Source organism: Larkinella bovis, from assembly GCF_042655385.1.
Taxonomy (GTDB): domain Bacteria; phylum Bacteroidota; class Bacteroidia; order Cytophagales; family Spirosomataceae; genus Larkinella; species Larkinella bovis.
Genome location: NZ_JBHSMA010000001.1, coordinates 822,479 through 841,594, shown reverse-complemented (window position 1 = coordinate 841,594; position 19,116 = coordinate 822,479). Strand labels below are relative to the sequence as shown.

Genomic DNA, 19,116 nt, shown 5'->3' with positions numbered 1-19,116 from the left:
ACCCTAATGTACAACTAAACCGTTTTTCGTATCATGCAAAAACCGTCTTACTTGCCGATTGCAATCCTGCTAATTCTCAGCGTACTAGGCGTCGTTATGCCGGCTGTTCCAACCACGATTGTGACAGAAGGGCTCGACACGGGCGACACCGCCTGGATGCTTGTATCGGCTGCCCTCGTTCTGTTGATGACGCCCGGCCTGGCTTATTTTTACGGCGGGATGGTCAACAACAAAAACGTCATCTCCACGATGTTGCAGAGCTTCATCGCCATGGGAGTGATCAGTATTCTTTGGGTTGTTATGGGCTTCAGCCTGGCGTTCGGAGAGAGCATCGGCGGTTTTATCGGAAACCCCTCGACGTTCTTCATGTTCAATGGGGTGTTGGATGGCAAACCCTGGGCGGCTGCGGCTACGGTTCCGCTGGTTGTTTTTGCCTTCTTCCAGTTGAAATTCGCCATGATTACGCCGGCGCTCGTTACGGGTTCCATGGCCGAGCGGATCAATTTCAAGTCCTACGTGCTGTTCATGATCCTGTTTAGCCTGTTCGTATACAGCCCGCTGGCGCATATGACCTGGCACCCGGATGGTTTCCTGGCCAAGTTAGGCGTACTCGATTTTGCGGGTGGAACGGTTGTTCACATGTCGGCGGGCTGGGCTGCCCTGGCCGGTGCCCTTTATCTGAAACGTCGGAAATCACAAGTCGAATCGAATTATTTCCCACCGGCCAACATTCCGTTCGTTCTTCTGGGAACCGGTTTGCTGTGGTTTGGCTGGTTCGGTTTCAACGCCGGTTCGGCGGTTGGAGCTTCTCCGCTGGCGGCTTCCGCTTTTGCAACGACCAACACGGCGGCTGCAGCGGCCGGTTTGAGCTGGGTGCTGTTTGATGCCGCTAAAGGCAAGAAAGTCTCGGCACTGGGTTTTGCGATTGGTGCAGTAGTAGGTCTGGTTGCCATTACCCCGGCTGCCGGTTTCGTAACGGTTCCGTCGTCCATCTTCATCGGTACGGTTTCGGCCATGATCTCCAACATAGTAGCGCACCTGCGTACCAAATCAACCTTGGATGATACGCTGGACGTGTTCCCCTGCCACGGCGTAGGTGGGATGGTCGGTATGGTGATGACCGGTATTTTCGCTTCAAAAGGCATTAACTCTGCGGTGGGTTCTGAAGGACTGGCCTTCGGTGAGACCAAACTGTTCTTTACCCATATAATGGCCCTGGTGGTTGTATCGGTTTTCGCCTTCGGTATGTCATACCTGATGCTGATCGTAACCAATGCCATTCTGCCGCTGCGCGTTAGCGAGGAAGACGAAAAAGTGGGTCTGGACGTAAGCCAGCACGACGAATTCCTGGTAGACGCTTAGTCAAGATATTATGACAGAGCCACAGGGGTTGCCTGTGGTTTTGTTGTACTCGATGAAGGTATCTGTCTTTGACGGATACCTTCTTTTTTTTCGGAAAAAACAACACCCCGACAAGGGTTTGCCGGGGTGTTTCAGGGTCAGTCAAAACCGTCTTCATGCGGTCGAACCGGCGCTGGTTCGAACGATAGCATTAATGGAAATGGACGGGTTGTAAGTCGCTTTCGGTCACTTCCATCAGACCCGCAGCATTGAGGCCGGTCATTGCAACCCGCTTGGTTTCGTTGATCAGCAGGGGGTCGTAAACCGCCGTTACCCGCACGTAATTCTCCGTAAAACCGAGCATCTGGCCATTTTCCACATCTTCTTCGAACAAAACCGTGGCCTCCCGGCCAACCTGCTGTTCGTAGAAAAACCGCTTTTTCTTGTCCGAGAGGATGTGCAGCATTTTTGATCGTTCGGCCCGTTTGGACGACGCGACCACCGGTTTGATGGCGAGGGCGTGGGTGTTGGGCCGTTCCGAGTACGTAAAAACGTGCAGGTACGAAACCGGCAGTTCGTTCAGAAACTGGTAGGTTTCCAGAAAAGCATCATCCGTTTCGCCGGGATGCCCCACAATGACATCGACGCCAATGCAGGCATGCGGCATCAATTCCTTGATTTTGGCAACACGCTCGGCGTAGAGTTCGCGCTTGTACCGCCGGCGCATCAAGCCTAAAACCGTATTGGAACCAGACTGCAACGGAACGTGAAAATGGGGCGCAAAGCGTTTCGACCGTGCGACAAAGGCAATGATCTCATCGGTCAGTAAATTCGGTTCGATGGATGAAATCCGGAACCGCTCAATGCCATCCTCCTCATCCAGAGCCTGGATCAGTTGATAGAACGTTTCCTGCCGCGACCCCGCCGGTCCGGTATGGGGATGCAGACCAAAATCGCCGATATTGACCCCCGTCAACACGATTTCTTTCACGCCCCGTTCGGCAATTTCGCGGGCCGCCCGGACCACGTTGGCGATGGTATCACTCCGGCTGCTGCCCCGTGCGAGCGGAATGGTACAGTAGGCACAGGGGTAATCGCAGCCATCCTGAACTTTCAGAAACGTCCGGGTGCGGTCATTGAGCGAGTAGGATGCGTGGTAATCAACGGCTTCCTGAATCGGGGAGTTATAAACGACCGCTTTTCCGTGGGGCGCTTTTACAAAACCGTCCAGTAATTCGGCCAGCCGGAATTTCTCGGCCGCTCCCAAAACCGCATCGACCCCCGGAATGGTGGCAATCTCCTCGGGTTTGAGCTGGGCGTAGCAGCCCAGAATGGCCACGTAGCCATCGGCGTTGATGTGCTGCGCTTCCCGGACAATCTTCCGGCATTTCTTGTCGGCATTGTCCGTCACGGAACAGGTATTGATAATAAAAACGTCCGGTTTCTGATTAAATTCCACCCGTTCATACCCCTTTTGCTCCAGCATTCGGGCCAGCGTGGAAGTTTCGGAGAAGTTCAGTTTACAACCGAGTGTATAAAAGGCAATTTTTTTCATTGCTGCAAAAATACAACGTACCAGCGGACTTTAGTCCGTAATTTTCAGGAATGTAGCGTCAAGGTATTTAAAGGTACGATTTCGGGGCCGGGAAAGTTCAGAAACGCAGCCCAACCTCCCGGCATTCCTTATTTATCCAGAAAATCCTGGTACGATTCTTCTTCATAGGCTTCACCGAGTTCAAGGTCCTTTTGGTCGATCGTTCCGCTCGAAGAAATTAGCTGGCGGCTGATGTTATCGAAAATCAGGTGGCGATTGGGCTGGACAACGCCAAAACCGTTGTTGAAGGCGAAGTAGGCAAACGGGCGGTTGTGGGGATGGAGCAAATCGCGACTCCATCGGAATTCGGAAGCGTTCAGTTTCAACTGGTTCAGAAGCGTTGCGGCCAGGTCGGTCTGCGAGCCGATCCGGTCGATCAATTGCGGTTTGGCTTTCAGGGCACCCCCGGTCCAGAGCATCGGAATGTGAAAATCCTGCTTTCGATCCGCGGACAATTTGGGGAGCCGGTGCCCGTGATCGGCCGTGATGATAATCAGGGTGTTCGACCACCAGGGCTGTTTTTTGGCCTGCGCCACGAATTCTCCCAGGCTCCGGTCGGCATAATATAAGGAATTCAGAAACAGTGATTCTTCGTCATCGCCGGGAAAGACCGCTGGCATGGGCACCTCAAACGGTTCGTGGCTGCTCAGGGTAAAGAAGGTCACGAAGAAGGGTTGCGACGACGATCCCAGATCCGACAGGATCCGGTTGTAGACCACATGGTCGTGAGCCCCCCATTTCGAATTCCACTGATTCCGCGGAAAGTCGGTTTTGGAAATAATCCGGTCGAACCGATTGTGATACAAATACGATTTGATATTGGCGAATTCGGTTTCTCCGCCGTAATAGAACGAGGTCTGGTAACCCGCAGTTTTTAGTTTCTGGCCCAGCGTAGGCAGTTTTGCGGCTTTCGTTGGCAAGGTCATGATCGACGCGGTGGCCTGCGCCGGAAAACCGCTCAGCAGGGCAATCAGCCCTTTTTCACTCCGGTCGCCACTCGCATAGAGCTGGCTGAAAAACAAGCCTTCCTGCGACAGCTTTTCAAAGTGAGGAGTAATGCCTGACCGTCCCCCCAGTGCGGCTACGGATTTGGCGGTAAAACTTTCCCAAACGATGAAAAGGATGTTGGGCGTATCGGTGGTAAGCAGGGATGCCGAGTTGCCGGCCGGTTGGTAAAGGGCCTGCAACGTACGGTTGGCTTCGCCCTTCGGAAAGAAAATGTACGGATTGGTGCCGTATTTATTCTGCTCCAGACAGGAGTGAATAAAATTCCACTGGGGCGTGACGGCTGCGTAATTCGCAAAGGCAACCGGCGAAAAGTATACTGTGCTGACATTCATGGGGGCCAGCTGACTGCCCCCTCGGATGGGGATAATAAGGGCTGCGGTGGCTACCAGCAGAACCGGACTTGCAATCCACCACCGGACCGGTTTGAACTGCTTGAGAAAGCCAACCAGCAGTTGATTGAACACGGAATACCCCCCCACCATCAGACTAATAAAAACCGTACCTAACAAAAGCAGGGGCGAGGACGCCACGGATGCGGCTGCTTCGCGCGGGGATTTCAAAAAATGCAGGGGGGTACTATCCAGGTGAAACCCCCAGGTTCGGAAAACCTCCAGATCGGCCACCGCAATAAACGAAACGAGAAATAGCTCCGCACTGAGCAGGGACCGCAGAAGAAGGGCCAGCTTCGTTGGTAACAGGTTCGGCATAACCGTCAGCACCAGGGCAGGCAGGAGAGTCAGGTAGCCGGCTGTGGAAAGATCCATGCGAAATCCGTGGACAAAAACGCCCAGTAACGTAGAAGAGTCCAACAGTTCGGTCTGTGGCTGATAGCTCAGAAATAGCACGCGATTGATTGATAGCCAGCAGGTCCAGGCGGCCAGTAACGTGAGTATAAGAAGTAATCGACCCTTCATTTAATCCAGTTAATTTCGATCTTTGGACAACAAAGATATTCCGCTTTTTATCCCAAAAGGGTAGAAATTATATGAACGGTTTTACGTGCAGCCAGGTCTTCATCTTGGGCAGGTGCAATTTGATCTAGTGTAGGTGCAATAATGTTCGAAAATAGTTATTTTTCTAGAAAGTGTTACCGAAAGAGGGTGAAGCCAGTTTTTGTGATTTCTGATAAAATTTCATGAAAAATGGGTTAAATAGGAGGTTATTTTTTGGAAATAATAATAAAATGTCAGTATTTTTGAGCGTTTTTAATCCAAAAACCACCTCGAACCTAATATGTCTAACTTTCGGTTTAAAGCCCTCGAAATTGCACAAAGTCGGCAAGCACTGTCTGTAGCTCCTCCCGCCGAGAAGGTGTCGGAATTCTATGGTTCCTACACTTTTAATAATGAAGTGATGCGTTCCCTGCTGTCGCCGGAAGCGTATCTCAAAATTACCCAGGCGATTGAAACCGGCGGTAAAATCGACCGCGATATTGCCGACGAAGTGGCCAATGCCATGAAGTCGTGGGCGCTGGCCAAAGGAGCTACCCACTACACGCACTGGTTTCAGCCGCTGACGGGTGATACGGCCGAAAAACACGATGCATTCTTTGACGTAACGATGGAAGGCAAAGCCATCGAGAAGTTTAAAGGAAGCGCCCTGGTTCAACAGGAGCCCGATGCGTCCTCATTCCCCAACGGAGGGCTGCGGAATACATTTGAAGCCCGCGGCTATACGGGCTGGGACCCCAGTTCGCCGGCGTTTTTGATGGACAACGGTGCGGGTGGTAAAACGCTTTGTATTCCTTCGGTATTCATTTCCTATACCGGTGAAGCCCTTGACTACAAGACCCCGTTGCTGAAAGCCCTGTCGGCAGTTGATAAGGCTGCTACGGCGGTTTGCCAATATTTTGACCGGAATGTCACGAAAGTAACCCCGACGCTCGGGCCCGAGCAGGAGTACTTCGTGGTCGACAAAGCCCTGTTCTACGCCCGCCCGGATCTGGTTATGGCCGGACGCACGGTATTCGGTCACTCACCGGCCCGTGGGCAGCAATTGGAAGATCACTACTTTGGCTCGATTCCCCCGCGCGTCAATGCATTCATGGTGGATTTCGAATTCGAAGCCATGAAACTGGGTATGCCGGTTCGGACCCGTCACAATGAGGTGGCTCCGGGCCAGTTTGAAGTGGCCCCGACGTTTGAAGAAGTGAACCTGGCCATTGACCACAACGCCCTGTTGATGGACTTGATGGAAAAAGTGGCCGAGCGTCATAACTTCAAAGTATTGTTCCACGAAAAACCGTTCGCCGGCATTAACGGTAGCGGGAAACACAACAACTGGTCGCTGGGTACGAATACCGGCGTTAACCTGCTGGCTCCCAGCTCAAAACCGAAAGAAAGCCTGCGCTTCCTGACGTTCCTGGTAAACGTAATCAAGGCCGTTCACGATCATGCTGATCTGCTGCGCGCCAGCATTGCCTCCGCCGGTAACGAATACCGTCTGGGTGCTAATGAAGCGCCCCCGGCGATCGTGTCTGTCTTCCTGGGTGAGTCGCTGACGAAAGCACTGGAAGACCTCGAAACGAAGTCGGAAGTGATTGTCAACAAAGGCGATAACGTTTATTACAAACTGGGCATCAACCGGATTCCGTCGCTGTTGCGTGACAATACCGACCGGAACCGTACTTCACCGTTTGCATTTACGGGTAACAAATTCGAATTCCGGGCCGTTGGGGGTGGCGCGAACTCCGCGTCGACCATGACGGTTCTGAATGCGATCGTGGCGGATCAGCTGACTAAATTCAAAGCGGATCTGGATGCCCGTCTGGCCGCCGGCGAAAAGAAAGAACTCGCGATTGTCGATATTCTGAAAGCCTACTATGCCGACTCCAAACGTATTCTGTTCGAAGGCAACGGTTATTCCGACGAGTGGGTGGAAGAAGCTGCTCAACGCGGTTTGTCGAACATCAAATCGTCGCCGGAAGCCCTGGGTGTCTACCTGAGACCTGAATCGCTGGAACTGTTCGAGCGGACGGGTGTTCTGAATCACTCCGAAGTCGAATCCCGGTACGAAATCGAACTGGAAAAATACATCAAGAAAGTACAGATCGAGTCGCGCGTGATCGGAGATCTGGCCATGAACCACGTGGTGTCAACGGCCTTGAAATACCTGAACAAGCTGGCTGAAACCGCCAAGGCGCTGGTGGATCTGGGCATGACTTCGGAAGCTGAACCCATCAAAGGCATTATTGCCGAGGTATCAGCCCGCGTACTGGCCATTAAGAAAGGCGTGGAGGCAATGACCGAAACCCGGAAGAAAGCCAATGCGCTGTCGGATACCGCCGAAATGGCAAAACTCTACGCAACGGAAGTGAAGGATTTCTTCGATGTGATCCGGTACGAAGTCGATAAGCTCGAATTGATTATCGATGATGAAGATTGGCCGCTGGTTAAATACCGGGAACTGCTGTTCGTAAAATAAGTTATTTTTTTCCAACCATATCGTTACATAAAGCTTGCGCCGGCTGGTGCAGGCTTTTGTTTTTGGGCTTGATTTCTTAAGTTTCCGACCGCTGTTGTATCTTTACTTACCGATTAGAAAGATACGCTAGTTGGTACACGGCATCATCAATTCGTCCCTAACTCAAAGAAAGAATGCCCTTTTCCATTGAATCGTTGATGCGCGATTTGTGCCGTTTTCCGCACCGCGGAGCGGCAACCGACCAGGAAGCGGCCGTCATCCAGTTACTCACCGGCACCTTACGCGAGCTTCAGGCGATGGTGACCGTGGAGCCTTTTCGCACCCCGCGCACGTATGTGTCGATTATTTACTGGCTCGTCGGAGGAATTTGCGTTGGGTTGTTAACGTGGCCCTGGCTGGGTTGGCTGGCCATTTTCTGGACCTGGGGATGGATCGTTCTTTCCTGGTTGTTCTTTAACTGGCGGTTTTCGCCCGTAATCCGCCTGCCCCCCTTAGTCACCTCCCATAACGTCATCGGTCGGTGGCGCGAAGAGACCTTTGCCTATGCTGGCGATCAGGAGTCGCCGGTTATGAAGGTTATTCTCATGGCGCATTACGATTCGGCACCCATTTCATTGCTGTACCGGACCACCCGGGTCCGAACGTTTCATGCCTCTCTGGTTGTAACCCTGATCCTGACGCTGGTGGCGGGCCTGTTGGTCGTGATTGAGCAGCTCGGGTTCGGCAATCCGTGGTTTCCCTGGATTCGCTACGGACTCATTGCGTACCTGGTTCTGCAGGCCCTGCTGAGTACCCTGGGCTATTGGCTTTATGGCTATTCAAACGGTGCCAGCGACAATGCAACGGGCGTGGTCACGGCGGTTGCGACCGCCGATCGGTTGCGTCAGCTGTATTTGCCCGGTCTGGAAATCGAACTGGTGCTGACTGGGGCGAAAGAAACCGGCCTGGTGGGCTCGCGGGCCTACCTTGAAAAACATTACCCGGAATGGCCGAAAGGGCGAACCATAGCGGTCAATTTTGATACCCTGGGGAATGGTTCGCCCCGGTTGATCAAACATACGGGAACGGTTGAAGTTATAGAATATACGAATGCCTTGATGAAGGCCGCGGAATACCTGCTGAATGAAAAACCGTTCCGGGGCGTGGTTCGACCGGCGCGGTGGCATACGGCCGATTTTGATAGTGTCTGGTTCGTGCGCCGGAACGTGCCGGTGATGGCCTTGACGGCAATGGATAAGCAGGGGCAGATGCCGAATATTCACCGGCCGGAAGACCAGTTGCTGGTGACGGGTTTATCGGCGATTCCGACGACGGTTGATTTTGCGATTCAAACCATTGTTCGGTATTACCAGACCTTTGAACTGTCGGCCGAACGGTTTTGATAAAAAATGCCGTCGGGTCGGAGGTGTTAAAAATCGCCGGGTATTCATAGCTTTGCTGGAAAATATCGCACAACTTAACGAATATTGAAATGGCAGCGTACAAAAACGAGGGCTACGATCCGGCAGTAATTCAGGCCTTGAAAGAAGAGTGCCAAAAGGAGGGTAGCTCGTTCGTCTATGTGGAGGATGATGACGATGATCTGGAAGTCCTGAACTCCGGAGAATGTGTTCACATTCAGTTTGTTGGTAAACATAATGAAAAGGAGGTCATCTACGACGCCATTATTTACACCCTGCGTTTACACCACAGTAGCCTGGTGTATGAGATGGCGATTGAAAAAGTAAAAAAATCGTTTCCGGAGTACGTGCCGGTGGAAGATCGCAAACCCAATTACCGCATCGAACCGGAACTGGAGGAAGAGATTGAACTGTTTCTGACGGAACTGATTGAGGAAATTGAAGAAACCGAAGCGGTTAAAGTAAAGGAGCACCTGGATGTCGACGCTGATTTTGAGTATGGCATCAGCCTGGATGTTTGCCTGAATGTCGAGGAAATCACCGAAGACGTCATCGAGGATTTTATTCGGAAGTTCAACGGCAATTCCCTGAAACTGGATACGACGTTGTATTCCTTCACGAATGACGAGCCCGAAGCGTAAGGTCCTGTAAGATAGGTTATTGAAGTTTACAGGTTCATGCATTTATTTTATCAGCCCGACGCAGAAATTCATCCATTTCTGAGTGAAGACGAGTCCCGGCACTGTGTTAAAACCCTGCGGTTGGCAAAAGGAGCCGGCATCGATGTGACCGATGGGCGTGGCAAGCGTCATCATTGCCTCATCGAAACCGCTGATGCGCGCCGGTGCACGTTTCGAATTGTGGAGACGGATGCGGAGCCGGCCCGCCCGTTTCGGATTCACCTGGCCGTTGCCCCTACCAAAAATACGGACCGGATAGAGTGGCTGGTCGAAAAGGCGGTTGAACTGGGAGTTGATCGGTTTTCTTTTTTTGTTAGCAACCATTCGGAGCGACGATCCCTGAAAACCGACCGGCTGGAGAAAATTGCCGTTGCTGCCATGAAGCAGTCGCTGCAGTTGTTTCTGCCGGAAATCGAGGCCCTAACAGATTTTAAACGCCTGCTCACCACGGCCGCCGATCAGCGGTATATTGCTCATTTGCCAGACAACCAACCAGTTCTTGATCTGTTCCATACCGCCCGTCCGGGGGGTACCGTTCTGGTCCTGGTTGGCCCGGAGGGCGACTTTTCGGCAGCCGAACTCGATCAGGCGCTGGAAAATGGCTTTAAAATGGTTACCTTAGGCAAAACGCGACTCCGGACCGAAACAGCCGCCCTGATGGCCTGTCATACCATTCATCTGGTAAATGCGGCAAGGTAGTTGCTCTTTTTTCGTTAGTCTTATATATTGTTGGTAAATAAACGCATTGCACCCAACCTGAATGAGAAGCGGTTTCAGATTCTTACTGGCGATAGTTGTTTTCACGGTTTGCGGCAGTTCGGCGGTTTGGGCCCAATATTCCTACAAAGTAGCCAAGCTGAAGTACAATGGCGGGGGCGACTGGTATGCCAATAAAACATCGCTCCCGAACCTGATCAAGTTTTGCAATTCGAATCTTCGGATGAATATTTTCCCGGAGGAGGATATTGTGGAGGTGGGAAGCCCAGAATTGTTTTCGTACCCGTTCGTGCACATGACCGGCCACGGTAATGTGGTTTTTTCGGACGCGGAGGCCCAGAACTTGCGCCGGTATCTGATGTCGGGCGGTTTTCTGCACGTGGACGATAATTACGGCCTGGATAAGTTCATTCGCCGGGAGATGAAAAAAGTGTTTCCCGAACTATCGTTCATCGAATTGCCCTATAATCACCCGGTTTATCACCAGAAATTTAATTTTACAAATGGCCTGCCGAAAGTGCATGAACACGATGGGAAGGCACCGCAGGGATTTGGATTAATCTGGGAAGGCCGGTTGGTGTGTTTTTACAGTTACGAGTGCGATTTGGGGAACGGTTGGGAGGACCAATCTGTTTATAATGACCCGGAAGAGTCGCGTCAGCAGGCTTTACGCATGGGTGCCAACCTGCTGCAATATGCCACAACGGCATTTTAGATTTAAATAAATAATTTGACTTATTCGGTTAACTATTGGCTTTATTGTTGTAGATTTGTAGAATCCAATTGTACTGAAGTTGGTTGTTAGCCATTCACCTTTAACAAAATTACGCCTGTGGTTATAGTCCTTGTTGCCTTTGTAGCGCACTGGTATGTATCTCTCTTCTGCCAGACCTTCTTTCTGCACCGGTATTCGGCTCACAAGATGTTCACAATGAGCAAAGTTTGGGAACGCTTTTTCTATTTACTGACCTACGTCTCTCAAGGATCGTCTTACCTGAGCCCGCGGGCCTATGCGATCCTGCACCGGATGCACCACGCGTTCAGTGATACGCCCAAAGATCCGCACTCTCCACATAACTCCAAGAACGTCTTCACGATGATGTGGAAAACGAAAGACATATACAACGCGGTTCTGAACCGCGTTCGTCCGATTGAAGCCAAATTTGACCGGAATTACCCGGTTTGGGAAACCATCGAAAAAATCGGCGATTCCTGGATTTCGCGGGTTGGCTGGGGAACGGCTTATTCGCTGTTCTACATTTTCGCCTACGTTTACCTGGATATGCACTGGGCGTTCTTCTTCCTGCTGCCGATCCACTTCCTGATGGGGCCGATTCACGGTGCCATCGTAAACTGGAGTGGCCACAAATACGGGTACGCCAACTTCGATAACCACGATAAGTCAAAGAATTCGCTGTTTTTTGATTGGTTGATGATGGGCGAGCTGTTCCAGAACAATCACCACAAACGCCCGAATGCGGCCAATTTTGGTGCTAAATGGTGGGAAATCGATCCGACCTATCCGGTGATTAAACTGTTGTCGGTACTTGGCATTATCAAGATGCGCCCCGCGAAAGCAACGGCGGAATTCGAGGTAGGCCACGATCGCCTGGTTGAGAAAAACGATAAAATCTCGGTTTAACAAACCGTTAGCCGTCCGTTTAACAGAAAAGTCCCAGCCGCCAACGGCTGGGACTTTTCTGTTAAACGGACTTGATTTCGCGGTCGCTGGTTAAATCGCCGGTTTTTTGCTTACAGCAAAATCGTTGCAATCTGCTCCCACGAATGAACCCGTTGAAACAAGGTGTTATCGCGGTTGTGCGGGGCATCGAACAGCAGCCCTTTCCCCTGAAAACTGACCAGGTTGTACGGCATGTCGTCGATCATGATGTCGGCCCGAATGATGCTTTTGTCACCGCAGAAAACCCGGTTTTGCCAGGGAATGTGCGGGAAATACCGGTCGAGCCAGTCGTATTTCTCCGCCAGTGAATTCCGGAACTCCATGGCGGCAGAGGTAACAAAAAGATCGTATTTTTTGGATAATTCGCGGGTGATTTCGGGAGCACCGGGCATGACAGCAATGTCGGCGAAAAAACCGGGTTCATGAACGTAGTCCGACAGGCGTTGCGAGATGTCTTTTTCCAGCAATTCGTGAAAGGAATTTTCCCGAAAAACGTCGGGGAGGGCCGTCGTGTCGAAGTCACGCCGGTAAATGTCGATGAACGTGCCGACGGTGTCCGCCAGCACATCATCCATGTCAATGGCAATACGAGGTTTCATCCTTTAAATTTTACGCCAATCGCCCGTTTTCCGCTGGAGTATACCACCGCATCAATGGACTTTTTGGCTTCCTGTGCTTCTTTTTTTACGCGTCGAACGAATTGTTCGATATCTTCTTCAATGGAATTGTTGACGATTCCGCCCGTAAAGTACGATTTGGCTTTAACGCCCCCCGACGCATCGACTACCGTTTCGTAGTCTTTTACGGGTTCGTTCATGACATATACCGCCAGGCCGTCAATTTTCCGGACTTTCGCCAGCCCTTTCTCCGACCCGCCGTTTCCCGTAAACTTAATGGCAACGGCGGTTTTCGAGCCTGAGATCAAGACCGCATCGAATGCTTTATTCTCTTTTTTGCCGTCTTTCACCGCCCGACGCACAAACTGCGACGCTTTGTCGGACACGCCTTCGTTGACCACCCCACCGGTCAGCAGCGAAGCCGCTTTGGCTCCCGTTTCAATTTCGAAAACGGTTTCGTACGGTCGCAATGGCTCGCACATGATGTACGTTTCAACGCCCTGAATTTTGTCTACCCGGGCATTCGATTGGGCCAATGCACCGGAGAGCGACAGAATACCGGCCAAAATACTGGAAAGAATTAAGCTGAATTTCATGGTTTTCGAGGTTGTTTACGTAAAACGAACCCAAACTACGCGACAAAAAACGCACTCTACAGCGTATTTCGTGCCGACTGATTTTTTGAATCGTTGAAGTGGCGAAAAACCGGACTGAATTGTCCGCCCGTTCGGCTAAACCAGGTTTCGTTCCGGATCAAATTGTTCCAGGTAATCGGAGACCCGTTTGACAAACTGTCCCCCCAGCGAACCATCGACCACCCGGTGATCGTAGCTGTGCGAAATGAACATTTTCTGCCGGATTCCAATCAGATCGCCCTGGGGCGTTTCGATGACCGCCGGTTTTTTCTCAATCACCCCAAACGCCATGATAGCCACCTGCGGTTGCACAATGATGGGCGTTCCCATGACATTGCCGAACATTCCGATGTTCGAAACCGTGTAGGTGCCGTTGGCCAGGTCATCGGCCGTGAGTTTGTTTTCGCGGGCCCGCCGGCTCAGATCGTTCACTTTCTTGGTCAAACCGACCAGGTTATACTGATCGGCCTGGTGAATCACCGGCACAATGAGGTTGCCGTTGGGCAATGCCACCGCCATGCCGACATTAATGGCTTTCTTGACAATGATGGTATCGCCCTCGACGGAGACGTTAATCATCGGAAAATCCCGAATCGCCTTGACAACGGCTTCGATCAAAATCGGGGTATAGGTGATGTTTTCGCCGTATTGCTGCTGAAAGGCTTTTTTGTTCCGCTCCCGCCATTGAGCCACCACGGTCATATCGGTTTCGACAAAGGAGGAAACGTGGGGCGCAATCCGTTTCGATTCCACCATTCGTTCGGCAATCAGTTTCCGCATCCGGTCCATCTGAACGATGTCGTTCTGGCCATTGATCGATGTGGCTTTCGGGAAGGCCGGCGCTGGCGTGGTGACGGCCGCCGGTTTTGCCCGGCGTTTTTCCAGATAGGCCAGAATGTCGTTTTTGGTAACCCGATGCTCCGCCCCGGTACCCGGAATGGCGGCCAATTCCGCTTCCGAGATGTTTTCGGCTTTCACCATGCTCAGAACCAGGGGCGAGTAAAACCGGTTGGAGGGGGCGGCAACCGGGGGCGAGGGGGCCGGAAAGTCCGGATTCCGGTTTGATAGTTTGGACATGTCGGCTTCCAGTTGGGCCGCAACGCTGGCCACATCCTGCTCCGGCGTTTCGGCCAGCGGCTGCGGATCGGTATCCGGGACGGTTTCCGGGACCTCCTGCTCGGTTTCAATGCGGGCCACGGGACTGCCAATGGCCACCACATCGCCGTCGCTGACCAGCAATTCTTTCAAAATCCCGCCATGCGACGCGGGCACTTCCGTATCCACTTTATCCGTGGCGACTTCCAGAATCGAGTCGTCGGCTTCAATGCGGTCGCCGGGTTTTTTGAGCCAGGTGATAACCGTACATTCGATAATACTTTCGCCCATTTTGGGCATGACCATGTCAACGAGTGCCATTGAGAGGTGATTTTATTGTTCGTCCAGCAATACTTGCCGGAGTAAGTTTAAGACATGAACGGCAGTATGCTGAATGTTCTGTTCGCGATAGGGGCCCAGTTTCAGCAAACGCGCCACCGTTTGTTTTTCCGTCGAACAGGCAATCCAGATGGTCCCGACCGGTTTTTCGGGTGTTCCGCCATCCGGGCCGGCAATACCGCTGGTGGCAATGCCGACATTTGCGCCCAGTTTTAGGCGAACGCCTTCCGCCATTTGCCGCACGGTTTCTTCACTGACAGCGCCAACCTGGCCCAGGGTTTCCGGTTTTACACCCAATTGATTGACCTTCACAGTATTGCTGTAGCTAACCACGCCACCGACAAAATACTGCGACGAGCCCGCATACTTCGTAATCTGACTGGCTACAAAACCGCCCGTACAACTTTCGGCCGTGGCCAGCATCCAGCTTTTTTCGGAAAGCAGTCGAGCGACCACCATTTCAATTTCATCCTCGTCAAAACCGTATACGTACGGTTGAATCAGGGGGAGAACGGCGGCTACCTGTTCATCAATTTCCGCGCGGAGTTGTAAAAGGTCGGTGCCGGTGCCGGTCAGTCGCAACCGAACCTGGCTAAATTGGGGCAGATACGCCAGTTTAAGGTGTTCCGGCAGATTGTCTTCCCAATTCGCAATGGTTTCGGCCAGAAAGGACTCGCCGATGCCCACCGTCCGAATGATTTTATGAACGATAACAGGCGTTTCAAAATGTTGCTGCAATTTCGGGATGATCCGGTATTGCATGAGGTTCTTCATTTCAAAAGGCACCCCCGGAAGCGAAATGTACACCGTCTCGTTTTCGTGAAACCACATGCCCGGTGCGGTGCCCCAATCGTTCGGAATGTAGGTGCAATTCTGCGGCAGATCGGCCTGTCGGGCATTGATTTCGGTGAGCTGGCGCCCCCGGCTTTCAAAGAACTTCGTCACGAACCCCAGCGCTTCGGGGTTCCGTTCGAGTTGCGTGTTGAAAAATTCGCAAAGCGTAACTTTGGTAATATCGTCTTTCGTGGGACCCAGACCCCCGGTAAGGATCACGACATCAGCCCGTTGGGTGGCTTCGTTCAATACGTCAAGAATGGATTGCCGCTGGTCGCCGACCGACGATTTGCGGATGGTACGGATGCCGAGTTTGGTTAATTCGGCCCCAATCCACTGCGTATTGGTGTCGGTAATTTGTCCGAACAGAATTTCGTCGCCAATCGTGATAACTTCGGTCAGAATGGGTTTCATGAAAAAGAATCTACAATTTTTAAGGCCAGGTCTAATACTTTTGACCAGATTTTTTGTCTTAATGGTACGAACGCAGTCCAGTCTACCAACAAACAACCCATCGCATTTGCGCCAAAAGTACGTAAAAAAACGCGTTTTCGTTTGTTCATAGTGGGCTTGCCAACGTTTCACCATTGATATCAACCTGAAATTATCATGAAAAAAACTGTAATGCTGGGTTTAGTGATGACGGTAACCGCCGGCGCGGCAATGGCCCAGGCCGACTCGACCCAGCCTAAAAAGAAAACCGTTTTCGGTCAGATTCTGGAAAAGGTCGGCGGAGTAGCCACGGGCGGTTCGTTATCGAACGATGAAATTGCCAGTGGCCTAAAAGAAGCGTTGCGCATTGGGATCAGCAAGGGGTCGGACCAGGCGTCGGCCACCGACGGTTATTTCAAGAACGCCCTCATCAAGATTCTGATGCCGCCGGAAGCGCAGAAAGTAGAATCCGCCCTGCGGAAAGTCGGGCTGGGCAAGCAGGTTGATCAGTTTATTCTGTCGCTCAATCGCTCGGCGGAAGACGCGGCCAAAAAGGCCAAGCCGATTTTTTTAAACGCCCTGACCTCCATGACCATTCAGGACGCGGTTGGCATTCTGAAAGGAGAGAAGAATGCGGCAACCCAATACCTGAAACGGACGACATCGGACCAGCTCATGACTGCGTTTACCCCGGTGATTGACAGTACCCTGAAGAAAAACAACGCCACGCGGTATTACGGCGATCTGGTTAAAACCTACAACAAGCTCCCCATTGCGACGCAGAAAGTGGACCCGGATCTCACGCGCTATGCCGCAACCAAAGCCGTTGACGGGATTTTTGTGCTGGTCGAACAGGAAGAAAAACGGATTCGGGAAAACCCGGCGGCCCGGGTGAATGATTTGTTGAAAAAAGTTTTTAGTCAGCAATAAGTAAAAAAGACACCCGGTTTTTGCCGGCGATCGAAGGGCGAAAATTGCAATTCGGTTGCCCTTAATTACCTTTGGGGACGTAAAACTCCGCGCCTGTTGAGCCGTCTTTCCGGCGGTTTCGATTTTCATGGGCGGAGTTTTGAATGAGCAGGTAGAAAAACGATGAAAAAATCAGAGATCAATTTTACGGTTGAGTTAGATAACCAGAATATCCCGGAAAAAATTTTCTGGAACGCAACCGACAATCCCAACGAAGGGTTAAGTGACACGAAAGCCGTCGTTGTTTCCGTTTGGGATCATTATAATCAGGGTACGCTTCGGTTAAATTTATGGACCAAAGATATGGCCGTAACCGATATGAAGCGGTTTTGCATTGAAGTTCTGGGGAGTCTGGCCGATACAATTGTTACGGCGACGGGCGACCAACCCATGGCTGATCAAATCGATAACCTTTGCCGCGCACTCAGTAAAAAAGTCGAGGAAGAATATCGCGAACAGCAGCAGTCCTAATGGTTGATTCAGCACGGTTCCGGGTTTACCATTTACGGTAGCTTACGCGGTAAACCCGGAACCGTATACCTCAAGCCTTCCTTTTGATCATGAGAGTTTTCAGCACGCTAGCTATTGTTGTTTGGCTGACGATCGGTTCGGCGTTGGGCCAGGGAGTTCAATTCCGACCGGGGGCTCTATCGACCCTTTTCGCCACGGCGAAGAAGGCCAAAAAGCCGGTTTTTATCGAAGTGTATTCGGCCACCTGCCATGTGTGCCAGAGTTTTATCCCAACCCTGGCTCAACCCAAAGTCGGCAAGTTCTATAACAGCAAGTTCGTCAGCGCGAAAGTGGACATCGGTTCGAAGGAAACCGTCGCCTTTCTGGATAAAAACCACCTGTTTGTGCCTTCTTTGCCGCTGTTTCTGTATTTTAATGCGCAGGGGGAGTTGATCCACATGGCTATGAGCAACAATTCCGCCGACGAAGTAATCCGGCACGGGGCCACGGCGCTGAACCCGGGCACTCGCACTTCGGCCATGCGGGAGCGGTACGAAGCGGGCGAGCGGTCAGCGAACTTCCTGATCGATTACGGTATGTACGCCCGGGTGACGCGGGATACCGTCACGAATATCCGCGTCATGAACGAGTATGCCGCGCTCCAGGCCGCCGGAACCTACGCTAATCAGACCAACTGGCTCGTGCTGCAGAAGCTGATTCTGGATGTCGATAACCCGCTGTTTCAGTACATGATCAGTCATCTGGACCAGTACATCAAACCGTATACGGCGGAGCAGGTCAAGACCGTGGCCGAAAACATTCTGATGTCATCGCTGTACAGTAGTCGGGGTAATCAATATCCCGCTCCGAAAATCATTAGCATCCGAAACCAGCTCCAACAGATCGGGATCGAGGGGCGGGTGGCGAATAACCGGACACTTCTACCCGAAGTCAATGCCTATTTCCGCGCCGGGCAGGCAACCCGGGCCGCATCCCGGATGGATGATCACATCAATCAGAACCAGTTTTCAACGCCGGAATACCTCTACGTAATTCGGTTGTTCAACCGGAAAAGTCCCGATGCCAGTGATGCGCCAACGGTTGCCCGGTGGGCCAACAAAGCCCTTTCTCACGCGAAAAATACGACCGAGCAGGCGGATTTATATTACGAACTGGCGGAGGTGTACCGGCGGGGTGGCAAAACCGCCGAGGGCTTAAAAGCCGCTCAGAAATCGCTGGAACTGGCTAAAGCCGCTAAATTGGATACCAAACGAAATACGGACCAGTTGGGAAAAATGAAATAGAATCCCGGTTTCAGGAATAAATGACATTCGAGAAGGGCGGTTGCTTCAGCAAATACGCCGAATTTTCGTCGCCCAGTTCAAGGGCCCGGATCAAATCCTGCTCGGCCATTTTGAATTGCTCCAGTTGCATGCGGCTCAAGGCTCGCCAGCGGATGGCGTCGGCTTGCTGTCCCCGAAAATACCAGACGGCTTTATCGAATTCCTTGAACGCTTCGGCGTAGTCCTTTAATTGATACAGCGCAATTCCCCGGTCGAGATACGAGTCCGGAATCGTATTGTCCAGACTCAGGGCCTGCGTTAAATCGTACAGGGCGGAGTGAATATTCTGGTTGCGAAGATGGCATTTTCCCCGGTACGCAAACGCCAGGGACGATTTGGGAAACTGAGCGACGGCCTGATCGAAAAAGCGGAATGCCTCGTCGTAGCGATGGAACTGAATAAGCCGAATTCCTTCCGAAAACCGCAGACGATCTTTGTCGGCCGCCGTGTCGTGGTCAATCAGGAAATACCGGATGAACAGGTATAAAATAAAGAAGAGTCCGATCAGCGCAACTTCCATAACCTGAAACGTTCACAAAACAGTGTAAAATAGCGCAA

17 protein-coding genes are annotated in these 19,116 nt (G+C 51.9%); 10 read left to right on the top strand and 7 right to left on the bottom strand.

The window, feature by feature from the left end; genetic code table 11:
- Positions 1-33: 33 nt before the first annotated feature.
- The gene (locus ACFPMF_RS03530) at positions 34-1,362 is read left to right on the top strand and encodes an ammonium transporter (RefSeq protein ID WP_379841166.1); all 1,329 of its coding nucleotides are present in this window, start codon (positions 34-36) and stop codon (positions 1,360-1,362) included.
- 190 nt (positions 1,363-1,552) lie between these two features.
- Here ACFPMF_RS03530 and mtaB read toward each other — a convergent pair whose 3' ends face one another.
- Complete coding sequence (mtaB, locus tag ACFPMF_RS03525; protein ID WP_379841164.1) at positions 1,553-2,896, bottom strand: tRNA (N(6)-L-threonylcarbamoyladenosine(37)-C(2))-methylthiotransferase MtaB; 1,344 nt, start codon at positions 2,894-2,896, stop codon at positions 1,553-1,555.
- Positions 2,897-3,024: 128 nt separating this feature from the next.
- Positions 3,025-4,707 carry an LTA synthase family protein gene (locus ACFPMF_RS03520; RefSeq protein WP_379841162.1) on the bottom strand — a complete coding sequence of 561 codons (1,683 nt, stop codon included), beginning with the start codon at positions 4,705-4,707 and terminating at the stop codon, positions 3,025-3,027.
- Between the two features lie 469 nt (positions 4,708-5,176).
- Between ACFPMF_RS03520 and ACFPMF_RS03515 the strand changes: the two genes are divergently transcribed.
- The 6 genes from ACFPMF_RS03515 (at position 5,177) to ACFPMF_RS03490 (ending at position 11,805) form a co-directional block, all read left to right on the top strand.
- Complete coding sequence (locus ACFPMF_RS03515; RefSeq protein WP_379841160.1) at positions 5,177-7,366, top strand: glutamine synthetase III family protein; 2,190 nt, start codon at positions 5,177-5,179, stop codon at positions 7,364-7,366.
- Between the two features lie 173 nt (positions 7,367-7,539).
- Positions 7,540-8,748, top strand: coding sequence for a M28 family metallopeptidase (locus tag ACFPMF_RS03510; protein WP_379841158.1), 1,209 nt, complete (start codon positions 7,540-7,542; stop codon positions 8,746-8,748).
- 89 nt (positions 8,749-8,837) lie between these two features.
- On the top strand, positions 8,838-9,407 hold the full coding sequence (locus ACFPMF_RS03505; RefSeq protein ID WP_379841156.1) for a hypothetical protein: 570 nt from the start codon (positions 8,838-8,840) through the stop codon (positions 9,405-9,407).
- A gap of 36 nt (positions 9,408-9,443) precedes the next feature.
- Complete coding sequence (locus ACFPMF_RS03500) at positions 9,444-10,145, top strand: 16S rRNA (uracil(1498)-N(3))-methyltransferase (protein WP_379841154.1); 702 nt, start codon at positions 9,444-9,446, stop codon at positions 10,143-10,145.
- A gap of 61 nt (positions 10,146-10,206) precedes the next feature.
- Positions 10,207-10,878 carry a DUF4159 domain-containing protein gene (locus tag ACFPMF_RS03495; RefSeq protein ID WP_379841152.1) on the top strand — a complete coding sequence of 224 codons (672 nt, stop codon included), beginning with the start codon at positions 10,207-10,209 and terminating at the stop codon, positions 10,876-10,878.
- A gap of 117 nt (positions 10,879-10,995) precedes the next feature.
- The gene (locus ACFPMF_RS03490) at positions 10,996-11,805 is read left to right on the top strand and encodes an acyl-CoA desaturase (protein ID WP_379841150.1); all 810 of its coding nucleotides are present in this window, start codon (positions 10,996-10,998) and stop codon (positions 11,803-11,805) included.
- 110 nt (positions 11,806-11,915) lie between these two features.
- On the opposite strand, the gene ACFPMF_RS03485 is transcribed toward ACFPMF_RS03490, so the two are convergent.
- From ACFPMF_RS03485 to ACFPMF_RS03470, 4 genes are all read right to left on the bottom strand, one after another.
- Complete coding sequence (locus tag ACFPMF_RS03485) at positions 11,916-12,443, bottom strand: 5' nucleotidase, NT5C type (protein WP_379841148.1); 528 nt, start codon at positions 12,441-12,443, stop codon at positions 11,916-11,918.
- The gene (locus tag ACFPMF_RS03480) at positions 12,440-13,057 is read right to left on the bottom strand and encodes a hypothetical protein (protein WP_379841146.1); all 618 of its coding nucleotides are present in this window, start codon (positions 13,055-13,057) and stop codon (positions 12,440-12,442) included. The genes ACFPMF_RS03485 and ACFPMF_RS03480 overlap by 4 nt, the downstream gene beginning before the upstream one ends.
- A gap of 135 nt (positions 13,058-13,192) precedes the next feature.
- Complete coding sequence (locus ACFPMF_RS03475) at positions 13,193-14,512, bottom strand: dihydrolipoamide acetyltransferase family protein (RefSeq protein ID WP_379841144.1); 1,320 nt, start codon at positions 14,510-14,512, stop codon at positions 13,193-13,195.
- A 12-nt stretch (positions 14,513-14,524) separates the two neighbouring features.
- Positions 14,525-15,778: a competence/damage-inducible protein A gene (locus ACFPMF_RS03470; protein WP_379841142.1), complete on the bottom strand. Its 1,254-nt coding sequence runs from the start codon at positions 15,776-15,778 to the stop codon at positions 14,525-14,527.
- Positions 15,779-15,973: 195 nt separating this feature from the next.
- On the opposite strand from ACFPMF_RS03470, the gene ACFPMF_RS03465 reads away from it, so the two are divergent.
- From ACFPMF_RS03465 to ACFPMF_RS03455, 3 genes are all read left to right on the top strand, one after another.
- Complete coding sequence (locus ACFPMF_RS03465; protein WP_379841140.1) at positions 15,974-16,726, top strand: DUF4197 domain-containing protein; 753 nt, start codon at positions 15,974-15,976, stop codon at positions 16,724-16,726.
- 162 nt (positions 16,727-16,888) lie between these two features.
- On the top strand, positions 16,889-17,236 hold the full coding sequence (gldC, locus tag ACFPMF_RS03460) for a gliding motility protein GldC (RefSeq protein WP_379841138.1): 348 nt from the start codon (positions 16,889-16,891) through the stop codon (positions 17,234-17,236).
- Between the two features lie 89 nt (positions 17,237-17,325).
- Positions 17,326-18,519, top strand: coding sequence for a thioredoxin family protein (locus ACFPMF_RS03455; RefSeq protein WP_379841136.1), 1,194 nt, complete (start codon positions 17,326-17,328; stop codon positions 18,517-18,519).
- A gap of 10 nt (positions 18,520-18,529) precedes the next feature.
- Here the strand turns inward: ACFPMF_RS03455 and ACFPMF_RS03450 are convergent, their stop codons facing one another.
- A complete protein-coding gene (locus tag ACFPMF_RS03450) occupies positions 18,530-19,078 on the bottom strand; it encodes a tetratricopeptide repeat protein (RefSeq protein ID WP_379841134.1) in 549 nt (182 codons plus the stop codon).
- Positions 19,079-19,116 lie beyond the last annotated feature (38 nt).

Bases quoted from the DNA above. Each gene is read 5' to 3' on its own strand.
- ACFPMF_RS03505 (WP_379841156.1), top strand. From the start codon at position 8,838: ATGGCAGCGTACAAAAACGAGGGCTACGATCCGGCAGTAATTCAGGCC.
- ACFPMF_RS03455 (WP_379841136.1), top strand. From the start codon at position 17,326: ATGAGAGTTTTCAGCACGCTAGCTATTGTTGTTTGGCTGACGATCGGT.
- gldC (WP_379841138.1), top strand. From the start codon at position 16,889: ATGAAAAAATCAGAGATCAATTTTACGGTTGAGTTAGATAACCAGAAT.
- ACFPMF_RS03520 (WP_379841162.1), bottom strand. From the start codon at position 4,707: ATGGATCTTTCCACAGCCGGCTACCTGACTCTCCTGCCTGCCCTGGTG.
- ACFPMF_RS03465 (WP_379841140.1), top strand. From the start codon at position 15,974: ATGAAAAAAACTGTAATGCTGGGTTTAGTGATGACGGTAACCGCCGGC.
- ACFPMF_RS03495 (WP_379841152.1), top strand. From the start codon at position 10,207: ATGAGAAGCGGTTTCAGATTCTTACTGGCGATAGTTGTTTTCACGGTT.
- ACFPMF_RS03515 (WP_379841160.1), top strand. From the start codon at position 5,177: ATGTCTAACTTTCGGTTTAAAGCCCTCGAAATTGCACAAAGTCGGCAA.
- ACFPMF_RS03470 (WP_379841142.1), bottom strand. From the start codon at position 15,778: ATGAAACCCATTCTGACCGAAGTTATCACGATTGGCGACGAAATTCTG.
- ACFPMF_RS03500 (WP_379841154.1), top strand. From the start codon at position 9,444: ATGCATTTATTTTATCAGCCCGACGCAGAAATTCATCCATTTCTGAGT.
- ACFPMF_RS03450 (WP_379841134.1), bottom strand. From the start codon at position 19,078: ATGGAAGTTGCGCTGATCGGACTCTTCTTTATTTTATACCTGTTCATC.
- mtaB (WP_379841164.1), bottom strand. From the start codon at position 2,896: ATGAAAAAAATTGCCTTTTATACACTCGGTTGTAAACTGAACTTCTCC.
- ACFPMF_RS03510 (WP_379841158.1), top strand. From the start codon at position 7,540: ATGCCCTTTTCCATTGAATCGTTGATGCGCGATTTGTGCCGTTTTCCG.
- ACFPMF_RS03475 (WP_379841144.1), bottom strand. From the start codon at position 14,512: ATGGCACTCGTTGACATGGTCATGCCCAAAATGGGCGAAAGTATTATC.
- ACFPMF_RS03530 (WP_379841166.1), top strand. From the start codon at position 34: ATGCAAAAACCGTCTTACTTGCCGATTGCAATCCTGCTAATTCTCAGC.
- ACFPMF_RS03485 (WP_379841148.1), bottom strand. From the start codon at position 12,443: ATGAAACCTCGTATTGCCATTGACATGGATGATGTGCTGGCGGACACC.
- ACFPMF_RS03480 (WP_379841146.1), bottom strand. From the start codon at position 13,057: ATGAAATTCAGCTTAATTCTTTCCAGTATTTTGGCCGGTATTCTGTCG.